Annotated in this window: 12 protein-coding genes and 5 tRNA genes; all 17 read right to left on the bottom strand. The window is 47.6% G+C overall.

The window, feature by feature from the left end:
* Positions 1 to 5: 5 nt before the first annotated feature.
* Complete coding sequence (aspA, locus tag ACTTK6_RS03935) at positions 6 to 1424, bottom strand: aspartate ammonia-lyase (protein ID WP_079476814.1); 1419 nt, start codon at positions 1422 to 1424, stop codon at positions 6 to 8.
* 36 nt (positions 1425 to 1460) lie between these two features.
* On the bottom strand, positions 1461 to 2432 hold the full coding sequence (locus ACTTK6_RS03940; RefSeq protein WP_079476815.1) for an ROK family glucokinase: 972 nt from the start codon (positions 2430 to 2432) through the stop codon (positions 1461 to 1463).
* Between the two features lie 4 nt (positions 2433 to 2436).
* Positions 2437 to 2637: a YqgQ family protein gene (locus ACTTK6_RS03945; RefSeq protein WP_079476816.1), complete on the bottom strand. Its 201-nt coding sequence runs from the start codon at positions 2635 to 2637 to the stop codon at positions 2437 to 2439.
* Positions 2638 to 2697: 60 nt separating this feature from the next.
* Positions 2698 to 3879, bottom strand: coding sequence for a rhomboid family intramembrane serine protease (locus ACTTK6_RS03950; protein ID WP_462832754.1), 1182 nt, complete (start codon positions 3877 to 3879; stop codon positions 2698 to 2700).
* Positions 3872 to 4627 (bottom strand): HAD family hydrolase, encoded by a 756-nt coding sequence (locus ACTTK6_RS03955; protein ID WP_462832756.1) that lies wholly within the window; start codon positions 4625 to 4627, stop codon positions 3872 to 3874. The genes ACTTK6_RS03950 and ACTTK6_RS03955 overlap by 8 nt, the downstream gene beginning before the upstream one ends.
* Before the next feature lie 55 nt (positions 4628 to 4682).
* Positions 4683 to 5453: a DUF92 domain-containing protein gene (locus ACTTK6_RS03960; RefSeq protein ID WP_094907954.1), complete on the bottom strand. Its 771-nt coding sequence runs from the start codon at positions 5451 to 5453 to the stop codon at positions 4683 to 4685.
* Positions 5443 to 6006, bottom strand: a complete 564-nt coding sequence (locus tag ACTTK6_RS03965) for a 5-formyltetrahydrofolate cyclo-ligase (protein WP_462832757.1) — start codon at positions 6004 to 6006, stop codon at positions 5443 to 5445. Before ACTTK6_RS03965 ends, ACTTK6_RS03960 begins: the two co-directional genes overlap by 11 nt.
* Positions 6007 to 6091: 85 nt before the next feature.
* A complete protein-coding gene (gene rpmG, locus ACTTK6_RS03970) occupies positions 6092 to 6241 on the bottom strand; it encodes a 50S ribosomal protein L33 (RefSeq protein ID WP_079476821.1) in 150 nt (49 codons plus the stop codon).
* 184 nt (positions 6242 to 6425) lie between these two features.
* A complete protein-coding gene (locus ACTTK6_RS03975; RefSeq protein WP_462832758.1) occupies positions 6426 to 8564 on the bottom strand; it encodes a peptidoglycan D,D-transpeptidase FtsI family protein in 2139 nt (712 codons plus the stop codon).
* Positions 8565 to 8703: 139 nt separating this feature from the next.
* Positions 8704 to 9315 (bottom strand): superoxide dismutase, encoded by a 612-nt coding sequence (locus tag ACTTK6_RS03980; protein WP_079476823.1) that lies wholly within the window; start codon positions 9313 to 9315, stop codon positions 8704 to 8706.
* Positions 9316 to 9688: 373 nt separating this feature from the next.
* Positions 9689 to 9781: transfer RNA gene (locus ACTTK6_RS03985), tRNA-Ser, on the bottom strand.
* A gap of 29 nt (positions 9782 to 9810) precedes the next feature.
* Positions 9811 to 9887: transfer RNA gene (locus ACTTK6_RS03990), tRNA-Ile, on the bottom strand.
* Between the two features lie 24 nt (positions 9888 to 9911).
* Positions 9912 to 9987: transfer RNA gene (locus tag ACTTK6_RS03995), tRNA-His, on the bottom strand.
* Positions 9988 to 10008: 21 nt separating this feature from the next.
* A tRNA-Met gene (locus tag ACTTK6_RS04000) sits at positions 10009 to 10085 on the bottom strand.
* Position 10086: 1 nt separating this feature from the next.
* Positions 10087 to 10161 (bottom strand) — tRNA-Asn (locus tag ACTTK6_RS04005).
* Positions 10162 to 10238: 77 nt separating this feature from the next.
* On the bottom strand, positions 10239 to 10721 hold the full coding sequence (locus tag ACTTK6_RS04010) for a DUF456 domain-containing protein (RefSeq protein WP_079476824.1): 483 nt from the start codon (positions 10719 to 10721) through the stop codon (positions 10239 to 10241).
* Between the two features lie 95 nt (positions 10722 to 10816).
* A complete protein-coding gene (locus ACTTK6_RS04015) occupies positions 10817 to 12448 on the bottom strand; it encodes a Na/Pi cotransporter family protein (RefSeq protein ID WP_079476825.1) in 1632 nt (543 codons plus the stop codon).
* Positions 12449 to 12460 lie beyond the last annotated feature (12 nt).

Raw genomic sequence — 12460 nt, forward strand, 5'->3', positions numbered from 1 at the left:
GCCCTTTACTCGCCGTACATGAATCTAGAACCGGCGATCCCCGGCTTAGTCATTTCTTTGGCATCCAGAATTTCATCAAGCTCTTCTTCCGACAATATTCCCCGCTCGATGCAGATGGAGCGTACGCTCTGATCGGTCTCGATGGCTTCTCTTGCGATGCGGGCTGCTGTTTCGTACCCAACATGCGGGTTAATAGCTGTAATAATGCCTACGCTCCGCTCCACCATGTTCCGGCAGTGGTCAATGTTGGCTGTAATGCCTTCAATCGTGTATTCCTGAAACACCTTTAAGCCATTCTGCAGCACAGACAGCGACTGAAGCAGATTAAATACGAGGACCGGTTCCATTACGTTCAATTCAAGCTGGCCCGCTTCCGAGGCATGGCTGATTGTATGATCGTTCCCAATCACCTGAAAAGAAATCTGGTTAATTAATTCGCACATTACCGGGTTCACTTTTCCTGGCATAATCGAGGACCCCGGCTGTCGGGAAGGAAGGTTGATTTCATTTAAGCCGGTCCTCGGGCCAGAGCTCATCAGGCGGAGATCATTCGCCATTTTGGAAAGGTTAATGGCATGTACTTTAAGCGCCGCAGATAATTCAGTGTAGGAATCCGTATTCTGCGTTGCATCCACCAGATCGGTGGCGCTGTAAAAAGGCATCCCAGTATGCTCGGCAAGAATCTCTGCTACACGCCCGATATATTCAGGCATAGCATTAAGCCCTGTACCGACAGCTGTCGCCCCAAGGTTAATTTCATACAAATGATCCACTGAACGTTTAATTCGCCGCAGATCTCTTGTAAGCACCCTGCGGTAGGCTCCGAACTCCTGGCCGAGGCGGATAGGCACTGCGTCCTGCAGATGTGTTCGTCCCATTTTAATCACATTGTCAAACTCTTCTTCTTTCTCACCCATCGCCTCGATTAAGTTATCAAGCGCAGTTACAAGACCCCTGGAAAGGCGCAGTGCTGAAATATGAATAGCGGTCGGAAAGGAATCATTGGTGGATTGGGCCATATTTACGTGAGTGTTCGGGCTGACCCGCAGGTAATCCCCTTTCTCGCCTCCGAGTATTTCAATGGCTCGGTTGGCGATGACTTCGTTTGCATTCATATTAAAGGAAGTACCTGCTCCGCCCTGAATAGAGTCCACGATAAATTGATCATCAAATTTGCCTTCAATGACCTCATCTGCTGCTTCGATGATCGCCTCGGCAATTGATTCATTTAAAAAACCGACTTCTGTATTCGCCGTGGCCGCAGCTTTTTTAACGTACCCAAACCCTTTAATTAATTCCGTGTGCGGCGGGTACCCGGTTATTGGAAAATTTTCTTTTGCCCTGAGCGTCTGGATGCCGTAATAAGCGTCTTTAGGCACTCTCTTCTCTCCTAAAAAGTCACGTTCCACACGGTAGTTTTCCATGTTTTTAGCCCCTTTTTAACAATCGTTTTTTCTGTCTCAGTCGTTCATGTAATGCTGTTTCGCCAGCCACGCGGCTCCCGCTACGCCAGCGTCGTTCCCGAGGTCCGCAATGACAAAATTTGTTCCTTTTTTTACTTTGTCGAGCGCGAAAACATCAAAATGAGCACGAAGCGTATGCAGTAAATCGTCACCGGCAGCTGCCACCCCGCCTCCAATCACGATCCGCTCGGGGTTCAGGGTGTTGGCAATATTGCCGACGGCAAGCCCTAAATAATACATAGCATGATCAATCACGCCGGCACAATAAGGGTCCGCGGATGTCGCGTACGCGAACAAGTCCTTGGTGGTAATTTCTTCTCCGCGCTGATGCACATCATAAATCGGAGAGCCCTCTGCTTCGTCTATATGCTCCAGAGCCCCCCGGACCATGCCCGTGGCTGATGAGATAGTTTCCAGGCAGCCACGCTTCCCGCAGTTACAAAGCCGGCCTCCCTCTGGTTTGACGGTCACATGGCCAACTTCCCCAGCCATGTTGTCTTTGCCGTTCACCAAATTCCCATTAAGCACAATGCCCGCGCCAACGCCCGTACCGAGGGTAATAAAAATCATGTTCCGGACGTCTGTGCCGGCGCCTTTCCAATATTCCCCTGCGGCTGCCAGGTTGGCATCGTTGTCGAGCGCTACGGGGAATCCAAGCTTATCTTCAAGAATACGTGCGACCGGATAGTCTTTCCAGCCTATGTTTGTTGCAAATTCAATAATACCCTTTTCTATGTCAATAAACCCCGGAAGCCCCGCGCCGGCGCCGGCGACTTCCGTCAACGGGATGTGCTTTTCTTGAAGCTCATGCTGAATGGATGCGGCTATTTCATCGAGCACGTATTTTCCGTTTTCTTCCTTACTCGTCTTGATACTCCATTTGTGGTCCATGCCGCCGTTTTGATCGAACAGAGCCATTTTCACTGCAGTGCCGCCGATATCGATTCCTATTACATATTTTCCAGCCATTTGTTTACCCCTTTTCCTGCTCGATTCGTCGTTCTCTTTTTATCGTCAATAAAGCAGTCTGATACATTCTGACATCCAAAAGACCGTTACGATACGCTTCCTTGATTTCTTCTTCCATTAAATCTAAGTCCATCAAACGATTTTTTGTATAAATGAAGGCTCCGACCGTACGAAGCCACGTCCGGATTTCTGTCATGGATTCCATCGTTATCCTGCTTCCTTTCATTATAGCAAGCGAAAGGCAATTTTCTACTACGTATTTTGTTCAGCTCCACCGGTACATGCCGATAGCGAAAAAGGTGGCGAATGCTAAAATAAACATCACAAATGCTCCTATACGCACAAACTGCCAGCGGTGACCCGGCAGGTGCACAAACACAGAAGCAATGAACCCGCCAATAAGACCACCGATATGCGCCCCGTTATCTACTGCCTGTACGGTAAATCCAAATGCCAGGTTGATGCCGAGAATCACAAGCACATTCATGCCAAGCGTACGGAAAAACAGGCGCTGATGGGCCAGTCCCAGATATAAAAGAGCGCCAAAACAGCCAAAAATGGCTCCGCTTGCTCCTGCCGAGACTTGTTCGTTCATAGCAAAGCTGACCGTCGAGGCGAATACACCAGCAGCAAAATAAATAATAATAAACCGCCCTGTGCCGTAAATACGTTCTGTGATACCGCCAATAAAAAACAGGGCCAGACTATTCATAAATAAGTGCAGAAAACCAATATGAAGAAACATAGCAGTAACCAGCCGCCACCATTCTCCTTCGACAATACTCGGATTGTACTTCGCCCCCAGCTCAATAAGGGTGTTGATATTCATGCTGCTGCCAGCGCGTTCCAGCACTAAAAAAATCGCAGCCAGTAATGCCAGCACAGTGTAAGTGACAATTGGCTTTCCACTGGAAAAAAAGGACATATCCTGCTGTTCAAGCTCCCGCTGTTTGTTCTCTGCCTGCCGGCGGTAAAAAGAGGCTCTTTGTTCATGCTCTTCGGGATCAAGCTCTTCTTCGAGCTCTCCCCATATCCATTCATTAGTCTTTAAATACGTACTGACGGCCGAAGGCGGATCCGCTATGCCGCGTCCATTGTCGTCGGCGAACAAAAAGGAATAGGCTTCATGTTCTCCGCTCTCCATTGGCGCTTCCATATCAGCGGGCGGATACGAAGTAATATAGACATTGGCAAATTTTGCTTTCCTTAAGGCAAGCCTGCGCTTCCAGCCGTGAAAGCTTTTTTCAGCCTCTCTCCTGTCCTCTTCTAACCGTTCAAGGCGTTCATATTCTACGCGCGCCATGCGTACCACCCACGGCTGCCCGTTCACGTCCCCCTGAAGCCATATACGTTTTCGGTCGGGCCCGACATCAATCAGGCGGAACGATTCTTCTTCCATGAGCTGCTCTGTAAATTTCCAAAACTGGTGCGTTTCCCGTTTAGACATCCGAACGCCGTCCTTCTTCCGCTATTTCTTTTAAATACAGGGCTGCTTTGTTAAAATCGCTAAACTTTCTTACTGTCTTCGACGAATGATCGTTTTCTTCCCCCCGGGTGTTTACATAAAAGGCTTCCCACCCTGCATTTTCCGCTCCCTTTACATCATGGTCCCAGGAGTCTCCGACAAACAGCGCCTGTTCTCTGCGGCTGCCCAAATGCTGCAGCGCTTCGTCAAAAATGGCCGCCTTCGGCTTCGGGGCTTCAGCCGTTTCCGAAATAAAAAGATGCCTGCGATCTATCCAGCGGTCAAGCTCGAGCTGATAAAACTTTTCTTTTTGGAGCTCCTCCGACCCATTGGTAATAACCCCCAGGCGCACGTTGCTTTTTGTGAGCGATTCCAACAAATCAGGCACGCTCTCATATAGTTCGCTGAATTCGGGCAGACGCTGCTCGTATTCCTGATGAAAGCTAAGTGCTTCGCGGGCCGAACTCGGAAGTCCGAACACATGCATGGTTTCTTCATACCGCTTGATCCGGTACTGCTCCTGAGTAAGACTACCTTCCTCGTATTCCTGCCAAAACAAATCGCAGTGATATTTAAACACTTCGAACCATTTGTCTTCATGAACAAACGGGGCTTCGCTATTTAATTGCTTTCTGATGGAGACAAACACAGCCTTGATTGTTTTCTGAAAAGCTTTTTCGTGATCATAAAGGGTGTTGTCCAGATCGAAACAAATTGTTGTCCAGCGCATGTACTTGTGCCACCTTTCTTCCTTCCATTATAGCAACCTCCCGCAAAAGGCGAAATCAAAAGGAAAAAAGAAGGGCAGCGTACAATGCTGTAACTATCATCCCGCCGCCAAAAGAGCTTAGTGCATTCACAGCGTTATTGGTCATCCATGAAACGCCCGAAGCATAAATGGTTTTTCTGCCGTGATGAACCTCTGCTTCTGTGTAAGACTTACATTCACTGCACCAGTTTATCCGCTCTGCGTACGCTCCGAGAAACGTGTCTATAAAGCAGCCTCCTGCTCCTGCGATACACACGGAAACAAGCATAAACATCCCAAGCTCTTCAGATAAGTAAAAGACGGCCCCTCCTATAAGGGCGGCGCCCCCGCAGGCACCCAGTGTTCCAACTGTTGAAACCGCTCCGGACCATCCATTTTCTGTTTGTTTTCGACTGCGAATATGAAAGGGGCGGCCTCCGAAGCGCCGGCCGATCTCTGAAGCCCACGTATCCGCATTCGATGCCGCTACTGCCCCAACAGCAGCAGCCAAAAATCCCTCCCACGGAACTGCGCTGTATAAGGCGGCAAATAAAAGCATCGGCCCCCCATTTGCCCATACCTGCCAGCTGTCCCGCTGGACCTTTTCCTGCCTGTTCAAGCGTGAGAGAGCTGTCGAACTAATAAAAAAAATAAGCAGGGCCGCTGTTCCCGGCCAACTTGTCCATACGTAGATAAGCGTACCAAGCACCCCTGCTGACATCGTACCGAAAAGCGTTAGGGATCGTTTTTGCCAAATGGTGAGTAAAAACAGCGCGAACACTAGACCCAGTGCTGTTTCACCCCACATGAAGAAGTCCGTCACTGCTGATCAGAGTCTGTACCGGCACATCGTGCGCTTCTACCGGAATATGCTCCTGAAGCTGAAAAGTATGAATCAGGGCAGCCGTGGAAAAATCCGCCCGGTTTAGAAAACGGTCATAGTACCCGCCTCCAAATCCAATACGATAGCCTTCCTTATTAAACACTAGACCAGGCACAAGAATAAGGTCAAGCTGCTCCGGAGGAACGAGGGCACAGACGCTTTTTTTAGGCTCGTATATCTGGCCGATCGAGCGTTCAAGCTCACCGAAATTCTGAATTTCATAAAATTCCATTCCACGCTGTTCGGGATCTATTTTAGGTACACATATCCGCTTTCCTTGCTGCCAGCCAGTTTCAATGATCGGTCCGGTGTTTATTTCATTTTTAAGTGATACCGTTACCGCGATCGTATCCGCCTGTTTCCAGCCGTTCCATTGAAATAAATATTCGTAAATTTTCTTTTCCGCCTTCAGACGCTCGCTTCCGGAAAGGGCCTGGTACGAGCTGTTTATCTGCTGGCGGAGCCTATGTTTATTCAATTGCATCCCCCTTCCACGTTATTTTTCCTTATACGTTGCTTTAAGACAAAAGAAAAAGCAGCTGGGAGATGTAATCTCCTGCTGCTTATTTCGTTTCGCGATGAAGAGTGTGCTTTCCTAAACGAGGAGAATATTTGTTCAATTCAATACGCTCAGGGTTCGTGCGTTTATTTTTGCTGGTAATGTAATTACGGTCACCAGTCTCTGTGCAGGCAAGCGTTATTTGTACACGCATGTGATTCCCTCCCTACTTTCGTACATTTTTCATACTTAGTAATATTATCAGATTCCTATTTGTGCTTCAAGTCTGTGGTGTTAGTTTTTCCAAGGAAAGTTAAGAAGATTTTTCTTAAAAGCGGCAAATCAGTGAAAAATGTTAGCAGCGCACCGATATACCGCAGTTATCTATCCTGGAGGAATTACTGTTCTTCCCCGACATCGCCGGATTCTTCCTCATCTCCTGAGGTCTCTTCATTGTCTTCCGCATTCTCCTCGTTGTCTTCCGCGCTCTCCTCGCCATTTTCACCTTCAGCTTCGTTTTCGCTGCTTTCGGCTCCCGGGCGTTCTTCCTTGAGGTTCACATATGCCTGCATCGTATCGGCGGCAATGCTGTTAGCAATACCCGAGCGCCCTCCGTCCTCACTTTTATAAGTATTAGGCACGACGACCGCGATCGCAATCTCCGGGTCTTCATACGGCCCATAGGCAATAAAAGTCTGATTGTTCACCTCTATAACTTCATTGTCGCTTTCCCTGCGCACACTGCGCTGGGCCGTTCCGGTTTTCCCGGCAACTTCCATATTTACATCGGTAAAATAGCTGTCCGCTGTGCCAAGCTCGGTGTTTACCACGTCGTACATGCCCTCCTGGGCGATATCAAAGTATTCTTTGTCAATATTAACTTGGTTCAGCATGTTCGGTTCAAACTGGTGGAGCACAGCTCCCATCTCGTCGGTATTACGGTTAGGTTCACGGATTTCTTTGACCAGGTGCGGCTCCATCCGTTTTCCGTCCGAAGCAATAGTCGCAGAATACTGCGCCAGCTGCAGCGGCGTATATGTGTCAAGCTGACCAAATGAGAAGTACAGCAGACTTCCAGCCTTGGCTCTTCCTGCATTCAGCCCGGTAGCCTCTGATGGCAGATCCACGCTAGTTTCTACCCCAAGCCCGAACTGATGGTAGTAGTCTCTCATCGTCGCATACGCTTCATCCACTTTTTCATCGTTAAAACCATTGCCGTCCCCAAGCTCGTAATTCATCAGTCGCATCGCAATTTCGGACATGAAAATGTTGGAGGATTCCTGGATGGCACCGATGACATCTACCGTGCCAATATCATGGGAGGAACGGATTTTTGGGCTGTTTGGCAGTTGAATCGGACTGTCATTAATCCGTGTGTCTTCCGTAATGACTTCCTCCTGGAGACCAATCATACCTGTCGCCGGCTTGATCGTGGAACCCATCTCATACGTGTTCGTTACATTCCCGAGCTGGTCATCGTAGCCATTCATGGCAAGTATCTCTCCAGTATTCGGGTCGATCGCAGTCACGTACGCCTGCTGATCGTTTGGAAATGAGCCCTCTGACTGCCCCATCTGATCGTCAATTATCGTCTGTACTTCCCGCTGCAGATCCATGTCAATCGACAGCACCAGGTCATTACCGCGGCTTCCGTTACTCGTTTCCTCTGCTTCATCGTCTTCACCACTGACGGTTCCTTTTTTGCCTCTCAGTGTATCTTCATAATGTTCTTCGAGAAAGCTCTGGCCTACTTCATCGGAACGCTGGTATCCTTTGGCCAGAAACTCAGACACCGTTTCTTGAGGAATCGATCCTACATTTCCATACAGACTTTGAAACGCCTTTGTGTACTGATAGTCGCGCCTGAAGTCTCTTGTTACATCCACGCCCTCCAGCTCATCGAGGCGGGCACTAATAGCAGTGGCTTCTCCCTCTGTTAAATCCCGTTTCACACGCTGCGGAGAGTCGTAGTAGCCAGAAATCATTTCACTCCAGATGGCCACCACTTCCAGTTCTTCGTCACTGATGTCATTTAATTGTTCGTCTGTAATCCGGTCAAGCTGAACTTCATACGGATCTTTACCGTTTTCCATCAGCCGCTGCTCTTCTTTATCCGAAACGAGTTTATCCGCTTCATTTTCCCGTGTCAAAAGCCAGTAGTCCTGCAAATTTCTTTCGGGCATGCTATCGCGATCTGTTTCTTCTTCATCAAACTCAATCAGCTTAGCCAGCTCTTCAGCTGTCTGAATACGTTCGTCGTCCTCGTAGCTTCTCTGGTTCGTGTACGTTAATGTCAGAATAAGGTTGTTGCCCACCAGCTCTGTGCCATTTCGGTCGTACATGATCCCTCGCGGGGCATCGACGCGGCTTGCAGAAGTGGATGCTGTCTCATTTACGTCTTCTTCATATGTATCACCTTCAACGATCTGTACGTACCCAAGCCGCAAAATCAATATAGAAAATAATATAAAAACGGCGAAAAAAAGAACGTTCAGCCGAAAAGGAATGGTAGGTTTTTTATTTTTTCCAGAAGCCACACGCAATCCCTCTCTTAATGTATATATGTTTGCTGATCACTTATTAATTATAGCACAGAAAGAGGCTGCTGCCGAACTTCTGCTTTCTGCCAAAACAAAAAATCCGCTCCCGAAAATGGGAACGGATTCTGCAGAAATATTATTTTGCTTCCTGATAATTCTTTTCAACTTCGTCCCAGTTCACAACATTCCAGAATGCTGCTACGTAATCCGGGCGACGGTTTTGATATTTCAGGTAATAAGCGTGCTCCCAAACGTCCAGGCCGAGAAGAGGAGTTTTCCCTTCCATAACTGGGGAGTCCTGGTTGAGCGTATCCATAAGTTCAAGCTCACCGTTGTTTAAGACGAGCCATGCCCAGCCGGAGCCAAAACGGCCGGTAGCCGTTGCGCCGAATTCTTCTTTAAATTTGTCAAAGCTCCCCCACTTGCTCTTAATGGCATCTGCCACTTCGCCTGTTGGTTCTCCACCGCCGTTCGGGCTGAGAAGCTTCCAGAAAATGGAGTGGTTGGAATGGCCGCCGCCGTTGTTTCTTACTGCGGTACGGATATCTTCAGGTACAGCGTTCAAATCGCTGATCAGTTCATCAACGCTTTTGTTTTGAAGATCGCTGTGGTTTTCCAAGGCTGAATTTAATTTTGTTACATACGTGTTATGGTGTTTATCGTGGTGAATGTTCATTGTCTGCTCATCGATATGAGGCTCTAATGCGTTTGGTGCATAAGGTAGATCTGGTAGTTGATGTGTACTCATACAAAATGCCCTCCTTGAAAGTTCTGGTGATTTGTACAAAGTGACTATGCAATAATTTAGTATACAAAATTACACTTAGTCTACTTTCACTTTACCAAAACAATACTTATTTTTCAAATCAGCTTTCTGGCTAATTCAAACTAGAAAGCCTGCCACGGTTGATTATTCCCTTTTGCTTTTTCTTTAAACATAAAAAATTCGGCAGTGTTTGCTGAAAACCAGAAAATCAAAAGCTTAAAAATGTCTGCATACACGATCGTCCCTTTTCCGGGCCAACCTGGCTTTCAAACAAAAAAACTTCCCCGGCTTTGCCGAAAAAGTTTAGTGGATGTCTATATTAAATCCGTTTGTGTTTACAATCATAGTTTAATAATGGCGGAGGAAGAGGGATTCGAACCCTCGCGAGCCGTAAAGCTCCTAACGGTTTTCGAGACCGTCCCCTTCAGCCGTACTTGGGTATTCCTCCATGAGAATATTCATCCACTGTTTTTAAAGTGGTGGACCCTGTAGGACTCGAACCTACGACCGGACGGTTATGAGCCGTCTGCTCTAACCAACTGAGCTAAGGGTCCCTAAGAGTATTCCAGACAAAAAAATGGGGCGGTTGATGGGAATTGAACCCACGAATGCCGGAACCACAATCCGGTGCGTTAACCACTTCGCCACAACCGCCGTATGCTTATGTAAATGTATTGGTAGCGGCGGAGGGGATCGAACCCCCGACCTCACGGGTATGAACCGTACGCTCTAGCCAGCTGAGCTACGCCGCCATGGCTCCGCAGGCAGGATTCGAACCTGCGACCAATCGGTTAACAGCCGATTGCTCTACCACTGAGCTACTGCGGAATGTGTTACTGCCGTTTTTACGACAGTAATTACTATATCATTTCCCTTAAAAAGCGTCAAACAGATTTTCGCACTTTTTAAACAAGAATTATTATAATATAAATAGCGTTCACTAGCAATATACCGCCCTTTACAATAACACTTGCGATAAATCCCCCAACAGAGCCAACGCCAATTTTACCAAGCTGTTTCCACGACTTCTGGCCCCCAATTAATTCTCCGATGACAGCTCCGGCAAGTGCGCCAATCAGAATACCAGCAACCGGAATAATAAACGGCCCGACGACCAGGCCGATCAGGCTTCCCCAGATGCCGTACTTCGTTCCCCCGCTTCGCTGGATACCATAATAGTTAGCGACGTAATCAATGGCAAACAACAGCACGGCGATCACTGCCTGGATAATCCAGTATGCAATGCCAATGTCTGTGAACCCGTACCCGAGTGCAAACAAAAGAGCAGCAGCTGCATGAAATATCCCGCCCGGGAGAATCGGGTAAATAACTGCCACAAGCGCCAACACGTAGCAGGCGAACCCAAGCAAATACCAGATGATTTCCATAGTTTCCTCCTTATACAGATATACTTTGTTCTATAGTCCTATTCCCCTTTGGACAATCCACAAAAAAGAAGGAGGTGTCCTCCCTCCTTCTCTTCTTATGAAACTTCCCGATCATCTAGTACTGTTTCGGCTATATTCACCGAATGGTCGCCGATACGTTCGAGATTACTGATCATATCGACAAATACAATACCGGCAGACCCGGAACAGCGCCCCTCATTCAAACGGAGAATGTGTTTTTTACGCAGCTTCCGTTCCATCTTATCGATGTCTTCTTCCTGTTTTGCCACCTGCTGGGCAATTTCATAGTCATCCTTTTCAAGCGCTTCAACGGCGCGGGTAAATGTGCTGATCGTCAGCGTGAACATTTCATGTAAATCTTTATATGCTTCTTCTGAAAGCGTCACTTTATTGGACAGCTGATAGTCGACAAGCTCCATGACGTTTTCCATGTGGTCGCCCACCCGCTCGATGTCGCGGACAGTATCCATTACGACAGAGTGTTTGCGCGAATTTTCTTTAGACAAAGACCGGGCGGAAATGCCGATCAAATATTCCGTAATGTCTTTATCAAGGTTATTGATCGCTTCTTCATACCGAACAATCTTCTCGGCGTCCTTTTTGTTTTTCGTATCCAGATAGCTTTCGCTTTTCTTAAGACCTCTTCCAGCGTAATCTGCCATTCGGAGCGTTTCAAGCTTCGCCTGGTCTAAAGCAATCGCCGGGGATTGATAAATAAAGCTCGGATCCAAGTGTTTCGGTTTGTATTCAATTTCTTCATCGCTTCCAGGAACCAGCTTGGTAACGATGTACGCCAAAACGCCCACAAAAGGCAGCTGGATAATCATGTTTGAAATGTTAAAAATTCCGTGGGCGAACGCAATCGTCATTGGCTCATTTAAGTTAAGAGCTTCCTGCAGGTAGCTGATAAATGCTGTATACGGCACAAGCAAGATGAGTACAATTGTTGCACCGATCAGGTTAAAGATGACGTGGGTCAACGCAGTACGCTTTGCTGCCACGGAAGCGCCGATAGCTGCTATGACCGCTGTAACAGTCGTACCTATATTGTCGCCAAAAAGTATTGGAAGCGCAGCCTCCAGCGATATTGCATTTTGCGTGTACAATTCCTGAAGAAGGCCAATGGTCGCCGAAGAGCTCTGCAGCCCGACGGTAAAGATGACCCCTACCAGCAACCCTAAAAGCGGGTTATTACTCATGCTTATCGTTAAATCGTTAAACGCCGGCAGTTCTTCAAGCGGTGCTACTCCGTCCCCCATAAGTGAGAGCCCAAAGAACAGAGCCCCAAAGCCGAAAAAAGTTTGTCCTATGTTGTTTATTTTTTTGTTTTTAAAGAAAAAGATCAGTACTGTACCAATAAATATAATTGGAAGAGCGTATTCTTCGAGTTTGATCCCAATAATAAACGCCGTCACCGTTGTCCCGACGTTTGCCCCCATAATAACGCCAATCGCCTGGCGCAGCGTCATAAAGCCGGCGCTTACAAGGCCGACTGTAAGTACTGTAGTTCCTGAACTTGATTGAATAAGTATAGTTACGATAATACCGACCAGCACGCCCATAAACGGGTTGGAGGTGAATTTATCCAGAAGGTCCCGAAGCCTGTCACCGGCAATCTTCTGCAGGCCATCCCCCATGTATTTAATTCCAAATAGGAATATTCCCAAACCACCAAAAAAAGTAAACAAAATCGTTTGAATATCCAAACTCTACATCTC

The sequence above is a fragment of the Marinococcus salis genome (genome assembly GCF_054971365.1).

Excerpts from the sequence above, each read along its gene's own strand:
- aspA (WP_079476814.1), bottom strand. The coding sequence starts at position 1,424 with ATGGAAAACTACCGTGTGGAACGTGACTTTTTAGGAGAGAAGAGAGTG.
- ACTTK6_RS03940 (WP_079476815.1), bottom strand. The coding sequence starts at position 2,432 with ATGGCTGGAAAATATGTAATAGGAATCGATATCGGCGGCACTGCAGTG.
- ACTTK6_RS03945 (WP_079476816.1), bottom strand. The coding sequence starts at position 2,637 with ATGGAATCCATGACAGAAATCCGGACGTGGCTTCGTACGGTCGGAGCC.
- ACTTK6_RS03950 (WP_462832754.1), bottom strand. The coding sequence starts at position 3,879 with ATGTCTAAACGGGAAACGCACCAGTTTTGGAAATTTACAGAGCAGCTC.
- ACTTK6_RS03955 (WP_462832756.1), bottom strand. The coding sequence starts at position 4,627 with ATGCGCTGGACAACAATTTGTTTCGATCTGGACAACACCCTTTATGAT.
- ACTTK6_RS03960 (WP_094907954.1), bottom strand. The coding sequence starts at position 5,453 with ATGTGGGGTGAAACAGCACTGGGTCTAGTGTTCGCGCTGTTTTTACTC.
- rpmG (WP_079476821.1), bottom strand. The coding sequence starts at position 6,241 with ATGCGTGTACAAATAACGCTTGCCTGCACAGAGACTGGTGACCGTAAT.
- ACTTK6_RS03980 (WP_079476823.1), bottom strand. The coding sequence starts at position 9,315 with ATGAGTACACATCAACTACCAGATCTACCTTATGCACCAAACGCATTA.
- ACTTK6_RS04010 (WP_079476824.1), bottom strand. The coding sequence starts at position 10,721 with ATGGAAATCATCTGGTATTTGCTTGGGTTCGCCTGCTACGTGTTGGCG.